The organism is Pelomonas nitida, from assembly GCF_043555975.1.
GTDB classification, from domain to species: domain Bacteria; phylum Pseudomonadota; class Gammaproteobacteria; order Burkholderiales; family Burkholderiaceae_C; genus Pelomonas; species Pelomonas nitida.
Genome location: NZ_JBIGIA010000002.1, coordinates 253964 through 277481, shown reverse-complemented (window position 1 = coordinate 277481; position 23518 = coordinate 253964). Strand labels below are relative to the sequence as shown.

At 71.2% G+C, this 23518-nt stretch carries 23 protein-coding genes; 8 read left to right on the top strand and 15 right to left on the bottom strand.

The genetic code is table 11. The features are described from left to right. Positions 1 to 9 precede the first annotated feature (9 nt). From ACG00X_RS03780 to ACG00X_RS03755, 6 genes are all read left to right on the top strand, one after another. Positions 10 to 1146, top strand: coding sequence for a sensor histidine kinase (locus ACG00X_RS03780; RefSeq protein ID WP_394486625.1), 1137 nt, complete (start codon positions 10 to 12; stop codon positions 1144 to 1146). Beyond that, the gene (locus ACG00X_RS03775; RefSeq protein ID WP_394486624.1) at positions 1143 to 1907 is read left to right on the top strand and encodes a LytR/AlgR family response regulator transcription factor; all 765 of its coding nucleotides are present in this window, start codon (positions 1143 to 1145) and stop codon (positions 1905 to 1907) included. Before ACG00X_RS03780 ends, ACG00X_RS03775 begins: the two co-directional genes overlap by 4 nt. Positions 1908 to 2005: 98 nt before the next feature. Next, positions 2006 to 3463, top strand: coding sequence for a DNA-3-methyladenine glycosylase 2 family protein (locus ACG00X_RS03770; RefSeq protein WP_394486623.1), 1458 nt, complete (start codon positions 2006 to 2008; stop codon positions 3461 to 3463). Continuing rightward, positions 3460 to 3954 carry a methylated-DNA--[protein]-cysteine S-methyltransferase gene (locus ACG00X_RS03765; protein WP_394486622.1) on the top strand — a complete coding sequence of 165 codons (495 nt, stop codon included), beginning with the start codon at positions 3460 to 3462 and terminating at the stop codon, positions 3952 to 3954. The genes ACG00X_RS03770 and ACG00X_RS03765 overlap by 4 nt, the downstream gene beginning before the upstream one ends. Continuing rightward, positions 3951 to 4832: a DMT family transporter gene (locus ACG00X_RS03760; RefSeq protein ID WP_394486621.1), complete on the top strand. Its 882-nt coding sequence runs from the start codon at positions 3951 to 3953 to the stop codon at positions 4830 to 4832. Before ACG00X_RS03765 ends, ACG00X_RS03760 begins: the two co-directional genes overlap by 4 nt. A gap of 87 nt (positions 4833 to 4919) precedes the next feature. Next, positions 4920 to 6791 carry a right-handed parallel beta-helix repeat-containing protein gene (locus ACG00X_RS03755; RefSeq protein WP_394486620.1) on the top strand — a complete coding sequence of 624 codons (1872 nt, stop codon included), beginning with the start codon at positions 4920 to 4922 and terminating at the stop codon, positions 6789 to 6791. Between the two features lie 15 nt (positions 6792 to 6806). On the opposite strand, the gene ACG00X_RS03750 is transcribed toward ACG00X_RS03755, so the two are convergent. The 13 genes from ACG00X_RS03750 to ACG00X_RS03690 all read right to left on the bottom strand — a co-directional run bounded on the left by ACG00X_RS03750 (position 6807) and on the right by ACG00X_RS03690 (position 21608). Beyond that, complete coding sequence (locus tag ACG00X_RS03750) at positions 6807 to 8612, bottom strand: secretin N-terminal domain-containing protein (RefSeq protein ID WP_394486619.1); 1806 nt, start codon at positions 8610 to 8612, stop codon at positions 6807 to 6809. Then, positions 8609 to 9004 carry a hypothetical protein gene (locus tag ACG00X_RS03745; RefSeq protein ID WP_394486618.1) on the bottom strand — a complete coding sequence of 132 codons (396 nt, stop codon included), beginning with the start codon at positions 9002 to 9004 and terminating at the stop codon, positions 8609 to 8611. The genes ACG00X_RS03750 and ACG00X_RS03745 overlap by 4 nt, the downstream gene beginning before the upstream one ends. Continuing rightward, entirely contained in the window at positions 9001 to 9678 is a 678-nt protein-coding gene (locus ACG00X_RS03740; RefSeq protein ID WP_394486617.1) for a hypothetical protein, read from the bottom strand. Before ACG00X_RS03740 ends, ACG00X_RS03745 begins: the two co-directional genes overlap by 4 nt. Continuing rightward, a complete protein-coding gene (locus ACG00X_RS03735) occupies positions 9675 to 10358 on the bottom strand; it encodes a PilN domain-containing protein (protein ID WP_394486616.1) in 684 nt (227 codons plus the stop codon). Before ACG00X_RS03735 ends, ACG00X_RS03740 begins: the two co-directional genes overlap by 4 nt. Continuing rightward, entirely contained in the window at positions 10358 to 11353 is a 996-nt protein-coding gene (locus ACG00X_RS03730) for a hypothetical protein (RefSeq protein WP_394486615.1), read from the bottom strand. The genes ACG00X_RS03735 and ACG00X_RS03730 overlap by 1 nt, the downstream gene beginning before the upstream one ends. Next, the gene (locus ACG00X_RS03725; protein ID WP_394486614.1) at positions 11353 to 15363 is read right to left on the bottom strand and encodes a DUF6701 domain-containing protein; all 4011 of its coding nucleotides are present in this window, start codon (positions 15361 to 15363) and stop codon (positions 11353 to 11355) included. Before ACG00X_RS03725 ends, ACG00X_RS03730 begins: the two co-directional genes overlap by 1 nt. Beyond that, positions 15360 to 15770, bottom strand: coding sequence for an agglutinin biogenesis protein MshP (locus tag ACG00X_RS03720; protein WP_394486613.1), 411 nt, complete (start codon positions 15768 to 15770; stop codon positions 15360 to 15362). Before ACG00X_RS03720 ends, ACG00X_RS03725 begins: the two co-directional genes overlap by 4 nt. A 125-nt stretch (positions 15771 to 15895) precedes the next feature. Beyond that, complete coding sequence (locus ACG00X_RS03715; protein WP_394486611.1) at positions 15896 to 16711, bottom strand: PulJ/GspJ family protein; 816 nt, start codon at positions 16709 to 16711, stop codon at positions 15896 to 15898. Further along, complete coding sequence (locus tag ACG00X_RS03710) at positions 16689 to 17255, bottom strand: type IV pilus modification PilV family protein (protein ID WP_394486610.1); 567 nt, start codon at positions 17253 to 17255, stop codon at positions 16689 to 16691. Before ACG00X_RS03710 ends, ACG00X_RS03715 begins: the two co-directional genes overlap by 23 nt. 283 nt (positions 17256 to 17538) lie before the next feature. Beyond that, positions 17539 to 18012 carry a pilus assembly FimT family protein gene (locus ACG00X_RS03705; RefSeq protein WP_394486609.1) on the bottom strand — a complete coding sequence of 158 codons (474 nt, stop codon included), beginning with the start codon at positions 18010 to 18012 and terminating at the stop codon, positions 17539 to 17541. Continuing rightward, on the bottom strand, positions 18012 to 18404 hold the full coding sequence (locus ACG00X_RS03700; protein WP_394486608.1) for a type II secretion system protein: 393 nt from the start codon (positions 18402 to 18404) through the stop codon (positions 18012 to 18014). Before ACG00X_RS03700 ends, ACG00X_RS03705 begins: the two co-directional genes overlap by 1 nt. 161 nt (positions 18405 to 18565) lie before the next feature. Next, complete coding sequence (locus tag ACG00X_RS03695) at positions 18566 to 19798, bottom strand: type II secretion system F family protein (RefSeq protein ID WP_394486607.1); 1233 nt, start codon at positions 19796 to 19798, stop codon at positions 18566 to 18568. An 88-nt stretch (positions 19799 to 19886) separates the two neighbouring features. Further along, positions 19887 to 21608, bottom strand: a complete 1722-nt coding sequence (locus ACG00X_RS03690) for a GspE/PulE family protein (RefSeq protein WP_394486606.1) — start codon at positions 21606 to 21608, stop codon at positions 19887 to 19889. Between the two features lie 99 nt (positions 21609 to 21707). On the opposite strand from ACG00X_RS03690, the gene pcp reads away from it, so the two are divergent. Continuing rightward, positions 21708 to 22358: a pyroglutamyl-peptidase I gene (pcp, locus tag ACG00X_RS03685; protein ID WP_394486605.1), complete on the top strand. Its 651-nt coding sequence runs from the start codon at positions 21708 to 21710 to the stop codon at positions 22356 to 22358. Here the strand turns inward: pcp and ACG00X_RS03680 are convergent, their stop codons facing one another. Both ACG00X_RS03680 and ACG00X_RS03675 read right to left on the bottom strand, forming a co-directional pair. Then, positions 22359 to 22553: an anti-sigma factor family protein gene (locus tag ACG00X_RS03680; RefSeq protein WP_394486604.1), complete on the bottom strand. Its 195-nt coding sequence runs from the start codon at positions 22551 to 22553 to the stop codon at positions 22359 to 22361. Next, positions 22550 to 23155 (bottom strand): sigma-70 family RNA polymerase sigma factor, encoded by a 606-nt coding sequence (locus ACG00X_RS03675; protein ID WP_394486603.1) that lies wholly within the window; start codon positions 23153 to 23155, stop codon positions 22550 to 22552. Before ACG00X_RS03675 ends, ACG00X_RS03680 begins: the two co-directional genes overlap by 4 nt. A 98-nt stretch (positions 23156 to 23253) precedes the next feature. On the opposite strand from ACG00X_RS03675, the gene ACG00X_RS03670 reads away from it, so the two are divergent. Beyond that, on the top strand, positions 23254 to 23517 hold the full coding sequence (locus ACG00X_RS03670; RefSeq protein WP_394486602.1) for a BufA1 family periplasmic bufferin-type metallophore: 264 nt from the start codon (positions 23254 to 23256) through the stop codon (positions 23515 to 23517). Position 23518: the final 1 nt, after the last annotated feature.

Below are 23518 nucleotides of genomic sequence, written 5' to 3'. Positions count from 1 at the left end.
TCACGCTCCATGACATTCCTTGAAGAGTTCAGTCAGGCGGTGCGCCACCAGCGCCTGCTGATGAAGCACCGGCCCGACCGGGCGCGCTTTCGCGTGCTGATCTACGCCATCTGGGCGACGGTCTTCGGCGTGGCCTTCGCCGTGTTGGCCGGCCTGCAGCAGGGCTATCTCGGCACGCCGCGCTGGTGGCAGGAGCAGCTGCCCGCCAACATGCTCATCAGCTCGTGCGTGATGCTCTGCTTCTTCATCGTGTTCCGCAGCTTCGAGAAGCTCGCGCCGCAGCGCTGGCTGGACCGCATCATGGGCTGGCGCGACTGGCGCTCGGCGGTGTTCTTCTCGACGCTGTCGATCGGCTGCTCACTGGCGGGCATCGTCATCGGCCTGATGCTGGTGGACGTGTTCTGGACGGTGCCCAAGCTGCGCGACCTGTTGGGCAGCTTCGGCTTCTGGCGGCAGTTCCTGCTGATCTCGCTGGTGATCTCGGTCCTGATGACCTGGCGTTACCGGGCCCGGCTCAAGCAGCAGCTGATGCAGGCGCGCATCAACGAGGCGCAGTTGCGGCTGCTGCAGGGGCAGATCGAGCCGCACTTCCTGTTCAACACGCTGGCGAATGTGCAGAGCCTGATCGACTTCGATCCCGAGCGGGCCAAGCTCATGCTGGAGCGCTTCACCGACTACCTGCGCGCCAGCCTGGGCCAGATGCGCGGCGAGTCGACGACGCTCGCGCAGGAGTTCGCGATGCTGGAGGCCTACCTCGGCCTCATGCAGCTGCGCATGGGCCAGCGCCTGCAGCTGGCCATGTCCCTGCCGGCCGAGCTGGCCCAGGTGCCGCTGCCGCCGCTGCTGGTGCAGCCGCTCGTTGAAAACGCCATCCACCACGGCCTGGAGCCGCAGGTGGCCGGTGGCACCGTGTCCGTCACTGCCCGTCAGGTCGACGGACGCTTGTGGATCGAGGTGGCCGACGATGGCCAAGGGCTGGACGGCCCGCGGCGGCGCGCCGGCAACGGCGTGGCGCTGGCCAACATCCGCGAACGCCTGGCGGCGCGATTCGGCCCCAGCAGCCGCCTGGACCTGCTGCCGCGCGACGGCGGCGGCACGCTCGCCCGTATCCAGTTCCCACTTCCCGCAGCTCAGCCCCAGCCATGACCACCGCCCTCATCGCCGACGACGAACCCCACCTGGCCCAGTACCTCAAAGCCCAGCTTGCGCAGGCCTGGCCCGACCTGCAGATCCTGAAGGTCGCCGCCAACGGTATCGAGGCCGCCGACGCCATCGCCGAACTGCAGCCCGACCTGGCCTTCCTGGACATCCAGATGCCGGGCCTGACCGGCCTGGAGGTGGCGCAGGGCATAGAGGGCGGTACGCGCGTCGTGTTCGTCACGGCGTATGACCAGTACGCCGTCGAGGCCTTCGACGCGCGCGCCGTCGACTACCTGCTCAAGCCGCTGAAGGCCGACCGCCTGGCCGCCTGCGTCGAGCGCCTGCGCCGTGCAGCGCCCGCCGGGGATGGCGCGCTGGCCGAGACGCTGCGGCGCCTGTTGCCGGCCGCTGCGGCGGCAACCTTGGCAGGGGGCACGCCGGCGCGGCTGCGCTACATCCGGGCCGCGCAGGGCGAGCTGGTGCACCAGGTGCCCGTGGACGACGTGCTGTTCTTCCATGCCGACGACAAATACACCGTTGTGCAGACGGCCACGGCCGAGCACCTGATCCGCACGCCCATCTTCGAGCTGGCCGGCCAGCTCGACCCCGACCGCTTCTGGCAGGTGCATCGGTCCACCATCATCAACCTCGACCACCTCGCCGGCACGCGCCGTGACGAGCAGAGCCGGCTGTTCGTGCGCATCCGCGGCCGCGACAACGAGCTGCCCGTCAGCCGCGCTTACGTGCACCTGTTCAAGGCCATGTGACCGTGGCGTCAGGCGGCGCGGCAGGGCGCCGCTGCGCAGCGGGGCGGCATGTCCGGAAACTGCCATTCCCTGGCAGCAGGGCCACCTAGACTGGCCGCATGTCCTCGCCCCTCCTGCCCCCCGACGCCGCCTACGCCGCCCTGCAGGCGCGCGATGCGCGTTTCGACGGGCGGCTCTATGTGGGCGTCACGTCCACCGGCATCTACTGCCGCCCGGTCTGCCGCGTGCGGCTGCCCAGGCGCGAGAACTGCCTCTTTTTCTCGACGGCGGCGCAGGCCGAGGCCGCCGCGTTCCGGCCGTGCATGAAATGCCGGCCCGAGCTGGCGCCCCGCGCGCTGCCGTGGTCGACGGCGGACGCCTCACGCACGCTGGCCGTCCAGGCGGCAGCCTGGCTGGACGCCTGCGACGACGCCCAGGCCAGCGTCGAAGATCTGGCCCGCCATCTGGGCATCACGAGCCGGCACCTGCGCCGCATCTTCCAGGCCGAGCACGGCGTGTCGCCGCTGCAATACCTGCAGACGCGCCGGCTGCTGCTGGCCAAGGCCTTGCTGACCGACAGCACGCTGCCGGTGCAGGACGTGGCCTCGGCGGCGGGTTTCGCCAGCCCGCGGCGCTTCAATGCGGCCTTCATCGAGCATTACCGGCTGCAGCCGACGGCGCTGCGCCGTGAGGGCGGCGGCACCGAGCCGCCGTCACGGCTGCGGCTGGGCTACCGGCCGCCGTACGACGTGGCCGGCGTCATCGCCTTCCTGGCACCGCGCGCCATCGTGGGCGTGGAGCGGGTGGAGGAGGGCGCGGTCACGCGGTCGCTCGCGGTCATGCATGGCGGGCGCCGACATGTCGGCTGGCTGCGGGTGCGCTTTGCGCCGCCAGTCGCCGGGCGGGGCGAGGTGCTGGCCGAGCTGTCGCCCACGCTGTGGCCGGCGGTCGCCACCGTGGCGCCGCTGTTGCGCCGCTGGCTGGACCTGGACGCCGACCCCGCCGCCATCGCCACGGCACTGGGCGACGGCGCCGTGCCGGGGCAGCGCCTGCCGGGCTGTGTGGACCGTTTCGAGCTGACCGTGCGTGCCGTGCTGGGCCAGCAGGTGACGGTGGCGGCAGCCCGCACGCTCGCCGGCCGCTTCGTCGAGCGCTTCGGCGAGCCGCTGCCGGACGCGCCGCCAGGCTGCGAGCGCTTGTTCCCGGCGCCGGCGCGCATCGCCGAGGCCAGCCGTGACGACATCGCCTCGCTGGGCATCATCGGCCGCCGGGCCGACAGCCTCATCGCGCTGGCGCGCCGCTGGCCCACGCTGGCCTTCGCCCGCCGCGAGGGCACGCCCGAGGCTGCCGCCGCCGAGCTGATGCAGATCCCGGGCATCGGCCCGTGGACGGCGAGCTACATGCTGATGCGCGGCTGGAGCTGGCCCGACAGCTTCCCGCCGGGCGACGTCGTGCTGCGCCGCGCCTTGAGTGCCGACGGCGCGCCACCGCTGTCGCCCAAGGCCTACCTGGCTGCCGCCGAACGCTACCGGCCCTACCGCAGCTACGCCGTCCTGCATCTCTGGAGACACGCATGAACGCAACCCACCACAGCCTGCAGCGCCGCATCGACACGCCGCTCGGCCCCTTGACCGCAGCGCGCAGTGCCGCCGGCCTGTCCGGCCTGTGGTTCGACGGCCAGAAGCACCACCCGGGCCCGCTGCAGGTGCCGCTGGACGATGGCAGCGACCCCGTGCTGTCGGCCACGGCCGCCGCGCTGGCGGCCTATTTCGACGGACGGCCGTTCACGTTGCCGCCGCTGGACCCGGCAGGCACGGCGTTCCAGCGGGCGGTGTGGCGTGAGCTGCTGGCGATCACGCCGGGCCACCCGGCCACCTACGGCGCGCTGGCCCAGCGGCTGGGCCACACCGGCGCGGCGCGGGCGCTGGGGGCCGCCGTGGGCCGCAACCCGATTTCCGTATTGGTGCCCTGCCACCGTGTCGTGGGCGCCGACGGTTCACTGACGGGTTATGCAGGCGGCCTGGACCGCAAGCGGGCGCTGCTGGCGCTGGAGGGGGCCGGCGCATGAAGGCGTTCGACATCGGCGAGCTGGTGTTGCTCGCGGCGCTGTGGGGCGCGTCCTTCCTGTTCATGCGCCTTGGCGCCCACGAGTTCGGGCCGGTGGCGCTCGCCGCCGTGCGTGTGGGCCTGGCCAGCGTGATGCTGCTGCCGCTGCTCGCCGTGCGCGGCCAGCTCGGTGAGCTGCGGGCGCATTGGCGTGGCCTGTTGCTGATCGGCGCGCTCAACAGCGCCGTGCCGTTCGCGCTGTTCTCGTTCGCGGCGCTGTCGATCACGGCGGGCTTGTCGAGCATCGTCAACGCCACCACGCCGCTGTGGACCGCCGTCGTCGCCTTCGTGTGGCTGCGGCAGGGGCTGACGCGCTGGCGCGTGCTGGGGCTGGTCATCGGCTTCGCCGGTGTGGCCTTCCTCGCGTGGGACAAGGCGAGTTTCAAGGCCGGGGCCGATCACAGCGGCTTCTGGGCCGTGCTGGCCTGCGCGCTGGCGACGCTGTGCTACGGCATCGCCGCCAACGCCACCAAGCGGCTGGTGTCGGGCGTGCCGCCGCTGGTCGTGGCCACCGGCAGCCAGGCGGCCGCAGCCCTGATGCTGGCGCTGCCGGCCGCCTGGCTTTGGCCGGCCACGCTGCCGGGCGCCGTGGCTTGGGGCGCGGTGGCCGCACTGGCGGCGCTGTGCACGGCGCTGGCCTACCTGCTGTACTTCAGGCTCATGAGCCGGGTGGGGCCGACGAACGCGGTGTCGGTGACCTTCCTGATCCCGCTGTTCGCCATGTTGTGGGGCGCATTGTTCCTGGGCGAGGCGGTCACGGCGCAGATGGTGGCTGGCGGCGCCATCGTGCTGGTGGGCATCGCGCTGGCGCTGGGGCTGGTGGGCCCGAAGCCGCGCTGACGGCCAGCACGGGCGCCGGCCCGAAAACGGTGGTAGCGTGCGCGCATAAAAATTGTTAGCGCTACCGATGTGGCGCGAGGAGACCGCATGCCGCCGTTCCACATCCATCGCCAGCTGCGCCGGGCCGCCGCCGCACTGGGCTTGCTGGCGGGCCAGTTGCTCGCACCCTTTGCCGTGGCGCAGCCATCGGGCGGGCCCTATGGCCCGGTGCCGCAGCGCTACGCGGTGCCCGCCGCTGCGCACGTCTACTTCGTCGCGCCCGACGGCAGCGCCGAAGCGCGCGGCGCCACCCCCGGCGAGCCGACGACCCTGGAGGCCGCCATCGAACGCGTCGTCACGGGCGACGCCATCGTGCTGCGCGGCGGCACCTACCGCACGGGCGGCCTGCAGCTGAACCAGGGCGTCACCATCCAGCCCTACCTGGATGAAGCCCCGGTGCTCAAGGGCACACGCCTGGCGACGGCCTGGGAGGCCTTGGGCCACGGCGTGTGGCGCACGCGCTGGGCGACGCTGTTCCCGGCGCAGCCGCTGGGCTGGTGGCGGGCCGAGCGCGAGGGCATGCTGACGCCGCTGCACCGCTTCAACAACGACATGGTGTTCGTCGACGGCGAGGCCTTGCAGTCCGCCGGCTGGCCGGGCGACCTGGGCCCCCGGAGCTTCTTCATCGACTACGCCCAGGGCTATGTCTACCTGGGGCGTGACCCGGCGGGCCGGCAGGTGGAGATCACCGCGCACGACGTGGCCCTGCATCGGCCGTCGCGGGCGGTGCACGGCAAGCCGTCGGACCGCCAGGGCTTCAAGCTGCGCGGCATCACGCTGACGCAGTACGCCTACCGGGCCATCGACATCGAGGGCAAGAAGCCGGCCGTGCCCGTCTCCGAGGAGCCGACCGACGACCCGATCGGGCCGTCGCCCGAGGCCGACCATGGCAAGGAAGTCGTCGGCACGCTGCTGGAGGACGTCACGATCACGCATTGCTCGCGCGTGGCGGGCTACTTCCGCGGCGACCGGCTGGTGATCCGCAACTCGCTGATCAGCGATACCAGCACCGAGGGCATCTACGTCATCGGCTCGTCTGACGTGCTGCTCGAGCGCAACATCATCCGGCGCAACAACGTCGAGAAGCTCACCGGCTACTACCCGTCGGCCGTGAAGATCTTCAACCAGTCCTACCGCGTGACCGTGCGCGACAACCTCATCGTCGAGCAGCCCGATTCCAACGGCGTCTGGTACGACGTCGGCAACGTCGACGGCGTGTTCGTCAACAACTACGTCGAAGGCGCGCAGGCCGGGCTGTTCTTCGAGATCAGCAAGGGCATCACGGTCGCCGGCAACGTGTTCGTCAACAACCAGCAGGGCGTGCGCATCCTCAACAGCGCGGGCGCCCAGCTGTTGCACAACACCTTCGTGAACTCACCGCTGCTGATCGACCGCAGCGAGCGCAGCGCGCAGGGCGACCATTTCGGCTGGCACCCGCAGACGGGGCCGGGCGTCGACGAGCGCGTGGGGCATGCCGTGGAGGGCAACCTGTTCGTGGCCGATGCGTCGGTGAAGGGCGCGCTGCTGCGCGTGGAGCAGGCGCCGGTGACCTGCGGCAACGTCACTGCGCCCATGACGACCCGCGTCGATGGCAACGTCTACCTGCGTGCCGGCAGCAGTGCCCAGCCGCTGGTGACCTGGGCGCCGCTGAACGGCCTGGCCGCCCCAGGCTGCCAGGCCGGCTTTGCGACCTTGGAGGCGTGGCGCGAGGCGGTGCCCGGCGTGGAAGGCCGGGGCAGGGCGCTGGTGCCCTATGACGGCGCGGTGTTCAGCAGCCCCGAGCTGCGCCGCTTCGAGCTCGCGCGGGTGCCGGACGGCGTGCAGCCGCTGGCCGTGCCGGCGGCGCTGCAGCGGCTGCTGGGCTGGGGGCGCACCCACCTGCCGGGCGCTCTGCCGCTGGCCGGTGCGGAGCGACGCTGAAGCGCCGGCTGTCGCTCACCGGGGCCGCGACTCGGCCGTGCCGTCCAGCCGGATGACGCGGCGCGAGCGCGTCTCGGTGTCGTCCAGCGACTCGCTGATGAGGCGGTTGTGCTGCTCCCAGTCGTCGGCGCTGCGGATGATGCTGGGCTTGATGAGCACCACCAGCTCGCGTTTGCGGCCGCTGTTGGCCCGGTTGCCGAACAGCAGGGACGTCAGCGGGTTGCTGTCCGCCCCCGGCAGCCCCGAGCCGCGCCGCGAGGCCTCCATCTGCATCAGCCCGCCGATGGCGACGATGTGGCCGTCGGGGATGCGCACGACGGTGTCCGTCTCGTTGATGCTGGCGCTCGCCAGCGGCAGCCTGAAGTTGCCCACCGAACCGAGGTCCACGTCCTTCACCTTCTCGGTGACGTTGGACACCGACGGGTGGATGTGCAGCGTGATGGTGTCGGCCGCGTCGATCTGAGGCGTCACGTCCAGCGCGATGCCGCTGAAGAAGGGCGTCAGCGTCAGGGTCGGGATCTGGTTGGTCGTGCCGTTCGTGCCGGTGGTGCTGGACGTGCTGCTGTTGCTGCCGCTGATGCCGGTGATGAAGTAGTCGTCGGTGCCGACCTTCAGCACGGCCTTCTGGTTGTTCAGCGTCGCGATGCGCGGGCTGGAGAGGATCTGCGTGTCGCCGTGGCTCTCGAGAAAGCTCAGCAGCGCCTGGAAGCCGCCGCGCGAGATGGCCAGCCCGAAGGCACCGCTGCCTGCCGACGGGACGGAGATCAGGTCCGACCACGCCGGGCTCTGCGTGCCGGTGGACAGCACCGGCAGGCCGCGCGTGTTGCTCACCAGCGGGTTGAGGATGGTGCTCACGCCGGTGGGCGTGGACGGGTTGACGCTGGTCTGCCCGATGGCGCCGCGGTCGCCCACGCGAGACCAGTCGATGCCGCTCTGGTAGCCCTCGCGCAGCTCGACCTCGACGATCTTGGCCTCCAGCATGACCTGGCGCTCCACGGCGATGCGCGTGGCCTTGAGCCAGGCTTCCACGTGGCGCAGTTCCTCGGGCATGGCGCGCACGGCCAGCGTGCCGGTCTGCGGGCTCACGATGACGGTGCGCCCCTCGCCGGCGCCCACCAGTGCCTTCAGCGCCGCCGTCGTCTCGGCCCAGAAGTCGCTCATGACCTTGGTGCTGAGCTGGCTGCTCTCCTGCTGCATGACGGTCGGCGTGCTGCTGGTGCTGCTGCCATTGGCGCTGGTGCCGGCCGTGCCGCCACTGCCTGGGCTCCCCTGGCTGCTGGCGGGGGCGGCCCCGGAGCTGACGCGCACCTCGCTGCGGCCGCTGCGCTGCAGCGCCAGCGCGTTGATCGTGAAGACGCGGGTCTGCAGCGTCGGCGGGAACACCGTGATGCGGCGGCCGTCGATGGCGTAGTCGAAGCCGTAGACCTCGCGGATCGCGTCCAGCGACTCGCGCACGGTGACGCCCTTGAGCGTGACGGACAGCTGCCCCGCCACGGCCGGGTGGACCAGCATGCTGTAGCGCGTGTCGCTGACCAGAGACAGGAAGACGTCGCGCGCCGGGGCGCCGTTGACGATGAGATCGAAGCGCGGCTCCGGCGGCAGCACGGGGGCGGGCGGCGCGACGGGCTGGGCCTGCGCTTGGGCCTCGGGCGCGGAGGCCGCCTGTGCAGGCGGTGCCTGGCGTTGCGCCTGCAGTTCGTCGCGCAGCGAGCGGCTGGGCTGGGCGATCTGCAGCGGCTTGTCGGCACAACCCGAAAGCCCGGCGGCGAGCAAGGCGACCGCCGCGCTCAGCAGCAGAAGACGGGGAGCGGGAGTCTTCATGGCTGCTTCTCCTTGGTTTTCTTGGGCGCACTGGCTTTGGGGGCGGGCGCCGGTGGGCGTTTCTCGACGCCGGCATACAGCGGCTCTCGCCGCACCTGGCCGGCCTCGCGCAGCCAGACGGCCTGCTCGGTGATGCGCTCGATGCGGGCACCGTCCAGCAGCTCGCCGACGGCGTAGCGCCGGCCGTGCTGCACCACATAACCGCGCCCGTTGGCGAACACGAGCTGGCGGATGCCTTCCCGTCCGTCGTCCACACCCGACGCGGCCGATGCCGCCTGGGCTGCGGCCAGCGCGCTGCGCAACGGCGCAGGCAGGGCCGTCGGGTCGCGCGGGCCGTCCTGGGCCTGGGCTGACAGGGCGGCGATCAAGGCCAGCAGCGGCAAGGTCTTCATGGCTGCACCTTCAGCAAGAAGAGCTGGGCGCGCAGCCGTGGCGGCTCCGCGTTGCCGGAGCCGCTGAGCTGCAGCTCGCCCCAGCGCAGGCCGGGCAACTCGCGTTCCAGGGCCTGCAGATAGCGTTGCAGGTCGTCGTAGCGGCCCACCACCTGCAGCTCCACGCCTTGCCAGCTCATGCCGGGCAGCGGCGTGGCCGGGGTGGACGCCGCCGGCTGCGGCACGGCGACGGGCTGGTCGTCCAGCAGCGTCAGCCGCTCCAGCGTCAGGCCCGGCTGGCGGCCCAGCAGGCGCTGCAACACGGCGGACAGGCCTTCGCCGCCAGCGACCGAGCCGGCCGCGCGCAGCTCGGCGTCGAGCCGGGCGCGCTCGGCATGCGCGGCGTCCATCTGGCCGGGCAGTTGTGCGGCCGGGTCGGTGGCATTGCGGCTGGCTTCGACAAATTGCTCGCGCAGCTGTGCAACCTCGGCGGCCACGCGGTTGTGGGCGTCGGCGCGCTGCCTGGCGTGGGCGGTGGCGGGCGTCAGCACCAGCGTGTCGAACAGCGCCGCCAGCACGGCGACGATGCAGAGAAAGACGATGGCGCGCTCGCGCAGGCTCAGCGCGTCGATGCGCCGGGCCTGGCGGGCCCAGGCGGCGCGCAGCGATGCGAGGTCGATCGGCGGAGCCTTCATCGCGTTGCTCCCGAGGCCGCGCCGGCCGGCGCGCTGACCACGCGGAAGGCCCACACCGGCAGGCCGGCCTGTGCGATCGGGCCGGCCCCGGCCAGCAGCGGCTTGGCCGCGCCGGCGGGCGCCGTGCCCAGCTGCTCCACCCGCAACGCCGACAACTGCTGCCCGGCCAGCAGCGGGTGGGCGGCCAGCTGGCCCAGCCAGGGCCTGAGCACCGCGGTGTCCAGCGTGCCGCCGACGAGCTCGACGCGACCCGGCGCGTAGTTCAGCTCGGACACCCAGGCCGCGTCCGGCAGGCTGCGCGCCAGCAGCGCCAGCAGGTCGGAATGCCGCTGCCCGCCGGCTTGCTCGTCCGCCCCGTGACCCATGGCCAGCATCTGCAGCACGGCACGACGTTCGTCGTTGCCGGCCCGCAGTGCCCGCACTTGCGACTGCAGCGCGGCGCCGTCCTTCGGCACCGGCAGCGCGGCGCGCGCGGCCGTGAGCTGCTCGCGCTCGGCGGCCAGCCGCGCCAGCAGCGCCCGGTGCCCGGACTCGGCCTGGTGGTCGCGCAGCGCAATCCACAGCGCCGCGCCCACGCAGGCCAGCAGCACCAGCGCCGTGGCCTGGGCCAGCGCCAGCGCCGAGAAATGGCGCTTGGGCGCCAGCAGGATGGGCGTGAGGAGATTGATCTGCTGGGCCATCAGAGGTCCCTCGTGTCGGTGCGCAGCGCGGCGCCCAGCAGCGGGATGCAGGCGGCCAGGGCCTGGGCCGCCGGCCCTTCGGCGGGCGGCGCGCCGGGCGCGAAGGCCGCCAGCGGGTCCAGCGCCACGGTGCGCTGGCCCAGTTCGCGCTGGATGAGCGCCGCGACCTCGGCGCCGTGTTCGGCCATCACGACGTACAGCCGCGCCAGCGGCAGCGACGGCCAGCTGCGCTCCCAGACGTCGATGGAGCGCTGCAGCTCCACGACCAGCGGCGACTCCTGCGGCGCGCCGCCGTCGAAGCTGTCGCCGGGCTGGTACTCGAAGCCCAGCGGCATCTCGGCCGCCGGCGCTTCCACGGCTTCGCCCTTGGCGCGGGCGAGCAGCTGTTCATCGCGTTCGATGCGGCGTGTGTAGTACAGCTCGGCACCGATGCAGACCACCAGCAGGCAATGGTCGGCGTCGATGAACACGGCCGCGCAGGCGCGGCTGGCGAGGTCGTCGGCCAGGGCCTGGGCGGCCAGCAGATTGCGCAGCGAGGTTTCCCACACGTCGACGATGCCGACATGGGCATGCACGGCCGCCGACGCGTGCGTCAGCGACTGGATGGCTTCATTGCGCGCGGCGACGACGAACAGCTGGCGGTGCGGCACGTCCACGTCGCCGCCCACGTGCATGACGTCCAGCGTCAGCGTGGTGACGTCGACGTCCACCAGCTCCTTGATCTGCCAGCGCGCCGCGGCCTTGAGTTCCTCCTGCGGCACCGAGGGCGTGTCGACCTTGAGGACCTGGTAGTCCGACGGGTCCAGCAGCGCGATGGCCTCGCCGGCGGCGATGCTGTGGGCTTCGGGCAGCAAGCCCCAGCGCAGCAGCCGCACGGGCCTGGCGTTGGCTGGCTGGCCGGGCGGGCCGTCGGTCAGCACGAACGCGTGTTGCGTGCCGAAGCTGCGCAGCAGCAGGCGGTGGGCGTTGCGGCGGGGAGACCAGGGCCAGCGCATCAGTAGTTCTCCCGCTGGTAGATGACGCCGTCGGCGCCGCGTGTGAGCCCCCAGGTGGCGCGGGCGCTGGGGTCGCGGAAGTCGCTCGCGCTGCCACTGCCGCACCACAGGCCGCGCAGCGCGGCGAGGTTGGCCCCGGCGGTGGCCGCCTTGGCAGGCGCCCAGGCCGGCGGCTTGGCGAGGCAGGAGAGGTCAGCGGCGGTGTCCAGCGCGATGGCCACGTCCAGCGTGCCGACATGCCCGGCGGCCGGCGCGGCCAGGACAAGGCTGGCCTTGCCGGCGGCCAGCGTCACGGACGTGCCGGTCATGGCCGCGTCGTCTGCCGCCAGCGACCTGCGCAGATTGCCGAAGCTGAGGTTGCTGGCACTGATGCGGGAACAGGAATCCAACATGTTGGTGCTGTAGGCCGTGCCGGACCAGTACTGCGCTTCCAGCGGCAGGTTGAGCGCCCGGTTCGCCGGGGCCATGCCATTCTGGAGGCGCAGGCGGCCGAAGCGCACAGGGATTGTGCCGACCTTGGTCACGTCCGCACCCGTCGGCGCAATGGTGTCGAGGTCGAACGACATCATGCCGACGCCATCGACGTCGACGGGCGCAATGCCGAAGTCGATGTCGAACGGGCCGTCGGGCGCGGCCGTGCGCAGGGCGCGGGCGCTGAACGCGATGTCTGCCGTGCCGGCTCTCGTGCCGGTGAGCCAGCTGCCGGTGCCGGTGGCGGCCGTGCTCAGCCGGCCGCCCGCGCGGAAGGCGGTAGACCCGGCGATGCCCGCGAGGTTGAAGTTGGCCGGTGCGGTGAGGCCCAGCTTGGCGAAGGCGCCGATGTAGTTCTGCGTGGTCGCGCCGCTCGCGTTCTGTGCCGTCAGCGTGAAGGCCAGGCCGAAGTCTTCATCCAGGTAGGTGAAGCTGGCGGCGGGCGAGCAGGCCGGGCTTTGCGCAACCCGGTGCGTGTAGCCGGCGTTGCTGAGCGCAAAGCCTGCCGGGATGAAGCGGCCCACGCGCGCCGCCGGGAACTGCGCGCCGGCGCCGTTGAACACGACGGCATCCAGGCTCAGCGTGGAGCCCAGGAAGTTCTTCACGACGGCTGCCGTGGTGAGCTGGAAGCTGCCGACCTCGCTGTAGTTCAGCGTCGTGGCCGTCGCGCTGCCGTTGGCGAAGCCACCGACGACGTTGTTGCTCAGCGTGCCCAGCACGCCGGCTGGCGTTTGCGAGTCGGCAACGGGCGTCAGCGTGACGGCCGCGCCGTAACCCGGCGCCGTGCCGCCGGCCGCAACCTGGGCCAGCGTGGCGCTGCCGTCCGGCACGCCGTCGTTGTTGGCGTCGGCGCCGCTGCTCCAGCGGTAGGCGGCGACGGTGGCCGAGAAGCTGGCGCCGGCCTTGGTGAAGACGCTGTCCGTCGCCGCGCTGCCGCCGGGGTTGGCAGTGCTGCCGGCCGTCAGCCCCGAGATGGCGAGCACGAGGGGCCGCACGACCAGCTCCGTGCTGGCGCCGCTGATGGTGGTGGCGGCATAGGCGAGCGAGTCGTCGTCGAGGTTGAAGGCATAGCGGCCGATGTCGGTGCTGCCCAGGTTGAAATTGGCCACGCCGGCCGTGAAGGCGAGCGTCAGGTTGTTCGTCGCGGGGCGGCTGGGGGGAACGGTCAACGCCGGGCTGACCACGGTCGGCGCCGTCCACGCGCCGCCGCCGTCGGTGCGCCAGAGCTTGAGCGTGCGGCTGCCGGTGAAGTCGGTCGCGATGCCGCAGTTGCCGGTGGCGGGGTCTTTCTTCCACAGCGACACGCGCAGGTCATGCGGGCGCCCGGCCACGGCGACGAAGCTCCCGGTGACGAGGTTGGCGGCGTCCTCCGTCCAGACGAAGGCGTTGTCGCGGTAGTTGATGGAGGCCGACGTACTGCTCGACGCGGACACGGCGCTGTCGACGACGGTGACCGTGACGTTCTGCGCCAGGCTGTGGGCCAGCTGGAGCTTGACGACGCCGTTGTCTGCGGCAGCGAACGTGTAGCTGGCCAGCCCGCTGTTGGCGGCCCCGAGATTGAGCGTGCCTGCGGGCGCGGGGCCGGCGCCGGCCGACCAGACGCCGCGGCCCGAACTGGTGCTGAGGTTGATGGTGCCGGTGTAGCCGGTCAACGTGGCGCCCGTGCTGTCGCGCGCGGTGATGGTCAGGGTCTGGGGCGAGCAGGTGGACGCGCCGCCGGTGCCGGTGATGGCGAAGCTGCCGATGGCCGGCAGCGGGCAGGTGCGCGAGCGGCTGAGCTGGGTCGTGATGGCGGTGCTCGTCAGCACGCCGCTGTAGAACTGCAGCTCGTCGATGTTGCCGTTGAAGTGGAAGGCGCTGCTCTGGCCCTCGCTGGAGCTGATGGACTCGCCGCCCACGACCGTGCCGCCGGTGCCGACGGCCCAGGTGCCGCTGTAGCCCACGCTGGCGCCGGACAGCAGCGTGCCGCTGGTGTTGTAGACCTGCAGGTTGACGCGCCGGGTCGCGGTGTCGACCGACGCGGCCACGTAGTACCAGGTGTTGTCGGCCAGCACGGCGGCGCTGTCCAGGCACAGGTGGGTGCAGTTCGCGGTGGTGGCGCCGGTGCCGCTGCTGCCGGTGATGGTCACGCTGCCGCTGGGGCTGACGTTGCGGTTGAAGAGCCGCAGCCGCGGGCTGCTGGCGTCGCCCAGGCTGAGCGCCCAGCCGTTCTGGTTGTCGTCGTGGGCCACCACGCGCTGGCCGGCCAGGTCGGCGTTGGTGCTGCGTATCCACGCCAGCAGCGTGAAGCTGCCCGTGAGCGTCGGAAAGTTGCCGGGCAGCTGGACGTAGGTGTAGGCGGCGTTGGCGGGGGGCGTTCGGTTGAACACGCCGTAGCCGCAGCTGCCCGCGGTGGTCGTGCCGTAGGCGGGCGACACGCCGGCCGTCGTCGCCAGCGGCGTGCCAGCCGAGGCGGTGGCGGAGGTGGCGTTGTAGCCGCTGCCGCTGCTGTCCTTGACCTCGCCGCTGCTGCCGTTCCAGCCGGCCGTTTCATCCATGCGGTAGTCCGCCAGCAGTGCCGTGCTCGCGGCGCACAGCGGCGGCATCGCGTAGAAGGAGTTGTTGATGACGCAGCTGCTGCTGCAACTGCTGCCGCAGCAGACGCTGTCGATGTTGCTCTGAAAGCCCAGCGTGATGCTGGCGCTGCCGGTGGACCTGACGCAGGCCTGTGCCGACGCCCATTGCGCGAAGTTGATGGTGCCGGTGCTGGTGGTCGTCGTGCCGACGACGTTGGCGAGAAACGCGACCGACACGTTGCCCGCGCCGCCGGCGATGTTGCCGCCGACCTCGCTGGACTGCGCCAGCGTGACGGCGCCGTTGGTGCTGACGTTGCCGTTCACGCTGGCGAGGTAGCCCAGGCTGACGGTGCCGCTGCTGGTGCTGACGTTGCCGGCCACGGCGGCGTTGAAGCCCACGCTGATGTTGCCGCTGCCGGTCACGCTGCCGGCCACGCTGCCGCTGTCGTCGATGGTGATGCTGCCGCTGCCGGCCGACACGCTGCCGCCGATGCTGCCGCTTTGCGGCGTCATGATGGTGCCGGTGCCGCTGGTGGACACGTTGCCGGACACGGTGGTCACGTAGGCCAGCGAGATGTTGCCGCCGGTGGCCGTGACGTTGCCGTTGAGCGTGACATTGCCGCCGCCGCCATCGATGACGCTGGCCGCCGTGATGTTGGCCGTGATGCGGGCCTGATAGCCCAGCGTCAGCGTGCCGTTCACGACCAGCGACAGGTCGGCCGCGCTGCCGGCGCTGTTGATCTGCGAGGTGTTGGTGCCGAAGTTGCCGTTGATCGTGATCGTCGCCGGCCGGGTGCCACTGATCGTGACGGTGTCGCCATAGCCCAGGTTGAAGGCCGAGCAGGTGTAGCTGCCATTGCTGCCGCTGCAGGCGCCGGGCATGTTGCCGGGGAAGGTGTAGCTGGCGGCCTGGGCCGCGGCCGGCAGCGCCAGTGCGGCCATGGCGAGCAGCCGGCAGAGCAGCGCTTTCGCTCTGCGTGTCATTTGCCCAGGCTCCGGCTCAGCTGCCGTTCGGCATAGGTGGGCTCCGCCGTGGCGGTGTTGGGGCAGGCGCCACTGGCCGGGATGTTGCAGGCCGTGGCCAGCAGCGTGTAGAAGGCCAGCGCCTGGCCGTCATCGGTCACGCTGCCGGCCGCCGGCGTGCGCGTGCAGGTCAGCGTGACGGTGAAGTCCGACAGCTGGTCGGGCAGCACCAGGCTGCGGGTCGTGAACGGGCAGGCCGGCTGCCCGCTGGCCCGCAGGATCTGCTGGCTGCCCAGCTCAAGGCCGGCGAAGGCCGCCTGGTAGGCCTTGGCGGCGGCCAGCTCACCGGCCGAGCCCAGTTGCTGGCGCTGGCTCAGTGACGCCAGCGCCAGGCCGAGGGCGGCCAGTGCGACGAGGATGAACAGCATGGACATCATCGTGAAGCCCCGCGAGGCCGGACTGCCCTGCTGCGCGGCCGCCGTGGAACCGGCTTTGCGGGGCCCGCAGCGGCGCGCCCTCGAGGGGGCCGGCGAAGCCGGTAGGGGGAGGGCCGTCATGGCAGGTTGTCCACGTGGACGGCGTGGTACAGCGAGACGGTCTCGGGCCCGCCACCGGTGGTGGCGCTGAGCTGCAGGTTCAGCGTCACCAGGGCATAGCGGGCGCTGAGCGCGGCCGTGCTGTAGCTGAAGCTGCAGGCGGTCACGTGCTGGGCCAGCACGGCCGCGCTGCCGCCGGTCGGTGGGTCGGGCTGGACGGTGGAGAAGCCGTAGCCGCTGTAGCGCGTCAACGTCTGCGCGGCGGTGTCGCAGCGGTAGGTGACCGGCTGCTCGATGGCGTAGACGCGGTAGGGCGGCGCCTGTAGGGCGTTGGGCAGCGCGGCGCCCGAGATCGTCACGCTGTTCGTGCTGCCCGCCGCGTTGGACGCCACGCGCACATTGGCCAGCGTGTAGGCATCGGCATCGGGCACGCCGCTTCCCAGGTTGTACCAGGCCAGCCGCTGGTTGCCGCTGGCCAGCCGCAGCGGCGGGCCGACGACGGCGAAGCTGGTGTCCGGTGTGCCGAACAGCAGCGGGTCGCCGGCCTCGGTGCCCACCGCGTAACGAGCGGCGCTGCTGATGGGGATGAGCTCGACGCTCATGCCGCTGATGCGCACGCTGTTGGGCAGCGCGCCGGTCAGGTCGCGGCCGATGCGGCGCAGCGCGGTGTCGGCCTCGTCACCGAGACGGGCCCGTGCGGACGTCGCGAAATAGGCGGTGATGGCAGGCACGATGAAGATGGCGGCGAGGGCCATGACGATGCCGGCGATGGCGATCACCATGACCGCCTCGATCAGCGTGAAGCCGCGCTCAGAACGGGGCCTGCGGCGCATAGCGGGTTCGCCAGCCTTGCAGCACCACGCTGCTGCTGTCGGGGCCGGACACGGTGACGGTGATCTGCAGCGCGTCGCCGCTGGCGGCGGTGAGCGTGTCCAGCGTCGCAGCGGCGACCGCCACGCGCGCGCTGTAGCCGGACAGCCCGGACACGGCGGTGCCGGTGAGGTCGCTGATGCCGGTCATCGAGAAGCCGTGGTAGTCGCTGACGTTGTCGAAGTAGGCCGGGCCGTAGCGGCTTTCGCCGGGCTCGGGGCCCGGGCCTTCCACCTGCGCTGCGCAGCCGCTGGCCGACACGACGGCCGCCGTGGCCGTCAGCACGTTGGCGTCCTCAGGGTCGCACCAGGTGAAGGGCATCAGCTGCACCTCGCGCAGCAGCGACTCGGCGATGGCGAGCTGCTGGCGGCGGATCATCGGGTCGGCGCTCGCTGCAGTGGCCGATACGAAGACCCGCAGCATCGCCGCCAGCGCGATGCCGACGACGGCGATGAACAGCAGCAGCTCGATCAGCGTGAGACCCCGGGGCGGGTGGTGGCGGCGCATGCGGGTCATGCTAGCCCGGATATTTCGCGAGGTACGCGGGAATTGCGCGGATGTCAGGCGCCGGGGGATGCGCCGAGACGGCCGCAGCCAATGCCCGTAGGCATTGGCGAGGAGTTGAGGTGCAGCCGACAAGCCTGGCGCCGCGCAAGCCCGCGTAGGCCCCTGAAGCCAAAGTGGATATCAGGTTGAACGGCGAGATCGCTGTGTTCATCGGTGTTGCAGGTCGGCGCGGGCCGACCTCGCGAAATATCCGGGCTGGTGCGGCGTTGCCAGCGCGCAAGCGTCAAGGAACGGGGTGAATCAGCCCCGTGTCGACCTCGACGCGGTAGCCCTGGCTGTAGCTGCCCGAGGCCACCGTGATGGCCAGGCTCGCGGCCGTGCTGGTGGCCGTGGCGCCGGTGTTGCCGCTGTTGAAGGTGACCGTGCGGCTGCCGCCCTCGGCGATGCACGGCGACTCGGCCGCGGGGCAGCTCAGGCTGCCCAGGCCGGTGCCGCTGGCGTAGGCCCAGCTGACGCCGGTGCCGGTGATCGTGGCGACGATGGGGCGGCGCTGCTGCAGCGCCAGCCGCAACATCGCCTGGTGGCGCGCCATCAGGTCATCGCCAAACGAACGCAGCCGCCACAGCGTTGTGTCCAGCACCTTGGGCAGGGCGAACACCGCCAGGGCGGCCGTGATGACGATGACGAGCACGAGCTCGATCAACGTGAAACCGGTACTCCGGTTCGACCAACCACGCGCGCTGCGTGGCCGGGGCATCAGTTGATGCCGGTGGCGGTGAAGTTGGCCGTCTTGCCGTTGGCCGTGACGACGCAGTTGGTGACCGTGGCTTCGGCGGTGATGGCGGCCGCCGTGATGGTGTAGCCCGACGGCAGGCCGGTGCCTGCGGTGCCGGTGTAGCTCTGCATGGTCTTCTCGACGTCGGAGCAGTTGGCGATCGCCACGCCCTTGGCGCTGTTGGCCTTGCGGGACGCGTAGTTGATGGCGGAGCCCGAGCTGAGCGCGCCAGCCACGCCCTGGACCGCGGCCAGCTTGGCGTCGTCGTCCACACCGACGAACTTTGGCAGCGCGACCGCAGCCAGCACGCCCAGGATCACGATGACCATCACGAGCTCGATGAGCGTGAAGCCGGATTGGCGGGACTTGTTCATGAGGAATCCTTCCTGCGCGCAGGGCGCTGTCGTCGGCGGTGAGTGAACTATCCGGCAGCACCTGCCGAGAAGGAAGTGAATTGCGCACAAGTTCGGGGCCCACTTCGGCAAGGTCTGCAAACCGTTGCAGGCTTCACAGGCCGAGCCAGGCGCGTGCGGCGTCAGGCGCGGCCCTGCGCGGCCTGGCCGAGGTTCCACAGCGGCAGGAACACGCCCAGCGCCAGCACCAGCACCAGCGCGCCGATGACGACGAGCAGGATGGGCTCGATGGCCGCGGACAGGCCTTTGATGGCGTAGTCGGTCTCGCGCTCGTACATCTGGGCGATCTCGGTCATCAGCGTGTCCAGCTCGCCGGTCTCCTCGCCGACGGCAATCATTTGCAGCACGATGGGCGTGAACACGCCGGCCGCGGTGGCGCAGCGCGAGATGCTCTCGCCACGCTCAACGCCGTCGCGCATCTGCTCGATGCGCGCGCCGATGTAGGCGTTGTCCACGGTCTGTGCCACCACGGTCATGGCCTGGCTGATGGGCACGCCGGAGCTGCCGGCGAGCGCGAAGCTGCGGGCGAAGCGGGCCAGCGTGGCCTTGAGCACGATGTCGCCGGCAATCGGCAAGCGCAGCTTGAAGCGGTCCCAGGTGTAGCGGCCACGCGTCGTCGCGATCCAGTTGCGCCAGGCCAGCGCCGCGCCGATGCCCACGGCCACGACCAGCGGCCACCACCGCACCGTCCAGCCCGAGAAGCCCAGCAGCACGCGCGTCATCAGCGGCAACTCGGCGTGGAAGTGTGCGAAGACGGCGGCGAACTTCGGCAAAACGAACAGGTTGATGATGACCAGCGCGATGGCCATGGCCACCACCACCATCGTCGGGTAGCGCAGCGCCTGCTTGATGCGCGCGCGGATGTCGAGTTCGAACTCGAGGTGCTCGGCCAGGCGCTGGAACACCTCGGTCAGCCGCCCGGTCAGCTCGCCCACGCGGGTCATCGCGACGAAGAAGGGGCTGAACACGGCCGGGTGGCGGGCGAAGGCGGTGGCCAGCTCGCGGCCCTGGTCCAGGCTGGCGCGCACGTCCTGCAGCAGGCTGACGATGCCGGGATGGCTGGTGGACGCCTCCAGACCGGCGAGCGAGCGCAGGATGGGCACGCCGGCCTTTTGCAGCGTGTAGAACTGGCGTGTCAGCACCAGCGCGTCTTCCTGCGTGACCGGGCGGGCCAGCAGCGCCTGCAGCCAGCCGCCGTCGTCCGCCACGCTGACGGCCTCCTGCGTCGGCTCGATGCTGACCGGCACGACACCGCCGGCCATCAGCTGCGCGGCGACGGCGTCGCTGGTCACGGCGTCGACGATGCCTTCGACGAGTTCGCCGCGGCCATTGCGGCCCTTGAACGCGAAGTTCATGTCAGCCCCTCATCCCACGGGGACGTCGCATGATCCCCCGAGGGGACGCGGGCCGACTTGGGGGTGGCCCGGCGTTCGGCCCGCGTACTCATTCCGCGTCCACACCGATGCGCATGGCCTCGGCCAGCGAGGTCTTGCCGTCGCGCACCAGGGCCAGCGCACGGTCGGCCAGCGTGCGGCCCTTGAGCGCCCGGCGCGCGGCGGTCAGGAAGGCGCCGGCATCGCCCTGCTGGATGGCCAGTGCCATGTCGGGGTCCAGCTCCAGCATCTCGTAGATGCCGCGCCGGCCTTGCGTGCCGGTGCCGTTGCATTCCGAGCAGCCGTGGCCCCGCAGGCTCGGCACGGCGCCCGGCGGCTCGCCGTTGAGCGACAGCACCTCGTTGACCCAGGCCTGCTCCTGCGGCGTGGCGTGATGTGGCTCGGCGCAATGCCTGCAGACGCCGCGCAGCAGTCGCTGGGCGAGCACGGCCTGCAGCGACGTGGCCACCATGAAGGGCGGCGCGCCCATGTCCAGCAGCCGAAAGGGCGTGGACACGGTGTCCTTGGTGTGCAGCGTGCTGAGCAGCAGGTGGCCGGTGATGGCCGCGCGCAGGCCGATTTCGGCGGTCTCGGCATCGCGCATTTCGCCGACGAGGATGACGTCGGGGTCCTGGCGCAGCGCGGCGCGCAGCACCTTGGCGAAATTGAGGTCGATGCGGTCGTTGACCTGCACCTGGGTCAGCCCGGGCAGCCGGTACTCGATCGGGTCCTCGGCCGTGATGATCTTGAGCTTCTCGGCGTCCAGCTCGGCCAGCGCGGCGTACAGCGTGGAGGTCTTGCCGGAGCCGGTGGGGCCGGTGACGAGGATCATGCCGGCGTCGCGGGCCAGCAGCTCGCGAAAGCGCTTGAGCATGTCGTCGGGCATGCCGATGTCGGCCAGCCGGCGCAGCGCCGAGCCCTGGCCCAGCAGCCGCATGACGACGGATTCGCCGTACTGGCTGGGCATGGTGGACAGCCGCACGTCCAGCGTGCGGTCAGACAGCCGCAGCGTGAAGCGGCCGTCCTGCGGCAGGCGCTTCTCGGCGATGTCGAGGCCCGCCATCAGCTTGAGCCGCTGCGCCAGCGCGGGGGCGATGCGCTTGTCGGCCTGCGTGAGCGTCTGCAGCAGGCCGTCGATGCGGCTGCGGATCAGCAGCTCGCCTTCCTGCGGCTCGATGTGCACGTCCGACGCGCCGGCCCGCGTCGCGTCCTCGAACACCGACTGCAGCAGACGCACGACCGGCGCGCCTTCCTGGCCGACCGTCGCCTGCAGCGTGCCGAAGTCCACCGCGTCGCCGATGTCCTTCTCCAGCGCCTTGGCCAGGCCGGAGATCTCGTCGCTGCGGCGGTAGTGCCGGTCGTAGACGGCGGCGAGCTGGCTGTCGGCGACGACGGCCATCGCCAGCCGGCGCTTGAGGAGCTTGGCCAGCTCGTCGAAACCGAACAGGTCCAGCGGGTCCGCCATCGCGACGAGCAGCGTATCGCCGCGCTCCTCCAGCACCAGCGCGCGAAAGCGCCGCGCGGGCGTCTCGGGCAGCAGCCGCACGAGCTCGGTCTTCAGCGGGAAGGTCTTGAGGTTGACGAAAGGCGCGCGCAGCTGGCGGGCCAGCACATGGGCCAGCGCTTCCTCGGTGATGAGGTTGGCTTCGATGAGGATGCGGCCCAGCTTCTTGCCGGTGGCGCGCTGCAACTCCAGCGCCTGCCCCAGTTGCTCAGCGGAAATCAGCTGCTGCTCGACGAGCACATCGCCAAGGCGCAGCTTGGGGCGGGGGGCAGCAACGTCGTCGGACATGGCAGGGTGTGCAGCGATTGCAAACGATTATGGAGGTCGCCGGCAATTTCGCGCCCGTGCAAATGCGACACATCGGCCGGCAATCCCGACAATCGCGGCATGAACATCCTGCTCACCGGCTTCGAGCCTTTTGGCGGCGAGGCCATCAACCCGTCTTGGGAGGTGGCGCGAGCGCTGGACGGCCAGCTCATCGCCGGCGCCACCGTGCATGCCTGTTGCCTGCCCACCACTTTTGCCGGCGCGCCGGCCGTGCTGGGTGAGGCGCTGGCGGCGCTGCGGCCCGGGCTGGTCATCGCGCTGGGGCAGGCCAGCGGCCGCGCCGAGGTGTCCATCGAACGGGTGGCCGTCAACCTCATCGATGCCCGCATCGCCGACAACGCCGGCGAGCGCCCGCAGGACGTGCCCGTTCGCGCCGATGCCCCTGCCGCCTACTTCTCGACGCTGCCCATCAAGGCGATGCGCGACGCCTTGCGCGCCGCCGGCCACCCCGCCGGGCTGTCGCTGTCGGCAGGCGCCTTCGTCTGCAACCAGATCTTCTTCGAGCTGCAGCACCGGCTGGCAGGGCAGGGCGTGCGCAGCGGCTTCATCCACCTGCCGGCGCTGCCGGAGCAGGCCGCGCGCGCGCAACCCTGTGTGCCCAGCATGGGCCTGGCGGCGCAGATCGACGCGATCCGGCTGGCGTTGGCCGTCGCCCTGGCCGATGAGCTGCCGGTGCCGGCCGGGCCCGATGAGGGCGCGCCGACGAGCTGATCAGTCCGTGCCGTCGCTCCGCCAGCGCGCGCTGGCCTGGCGCATCAGCGAGACCTGGCGGGAAAAGCGCTGGCAGTTGCTGCACACCCGCTGATGCAGCCGCAGCGACAGCCGTTCGGCTAGCGGCAGCCGGCGGTCCTCGGCCTGCAGCACGATCCGCGTCGCTTCGCGGCAGGTGATCTTCAGCTTGATCAAGTCGCCCCTCCCATCGTGGTGTTGCCGAACCAGCCCGTCTGCAGGCACTCCCGCAGCCTCAACCGGGCCCGGTGCAGCATGACCCACAGGTTGGTCGGCGTGATGGCGAGTTCCTTACAGATCTCGTCGGACTCCAGCTCCAGCCATTCGCGCATCATGAAGAGCCGGCCCTGCTGGCCCGGCAGCTTGTCGACGCAGGCTTCCAGCACCTTCATGAAGTCCATCTGCCGCAGCGCGTCCTCGGGGTTGCCCCAATCGTGCTGCGTCTCGCGCCAGTGGCCGTCGGCGGCGAAGAGCAGGTCGTCCAGGTCATCAGCGTCGTCGCTGCCGGCTGACGTCGACAGCTCGCGGCTGTTCTTGCGGATCTGGTCGATGAGCTTGTGCTTGAGGATGCCGATGAGCCAGGTCTTGAGCTGGCTCGCGCCGGCAAAGGCCTGTGGCTTCTCGAGCGCAGCGAGCACCGTCTCCGACACGGCGTCCTCGGCCCAGGCCGGGTTGCGCAGCTGCAGCCGGGCGTACTTCATCAGCACCGGGCGCAGTGCTTCGATCTGCCGGCCCAGGTCGGGCGCGGCGTCCGGGGATTTGTCCGAAGTGGCGGTCATGGCGGCGCGCAGTGTAAGGATCCGGTGCCGGCTTGCGACATCATGGCGGCCGCCGCATCATCGGCGGCTTTTCCCTCAACACCACGGAGTCCCGTCCCATGAAGAATCCCGCTCTCGTCTCCTCGGCCCTGGCCGCTGCGCTGTCCCTCGGCCTCGTCGCCCAGGCCCAGGCTGCCGATGCCGCCAAGGAAAAGTGCTTCGGCATCGCCAAGGCCGGCCAGAACGACTGCGCCTCCGCCAGCGGCAGCCATTCCTGCGCCGGTCAGGCCAAGACGGACAAGGCCCCCGACGAATGGAAGTACGTCGCCAAGGGCAGCTGCGAGAAGGAAGGCGGCTCGACCAAGGCCCCGGCCAAGAAGTGAC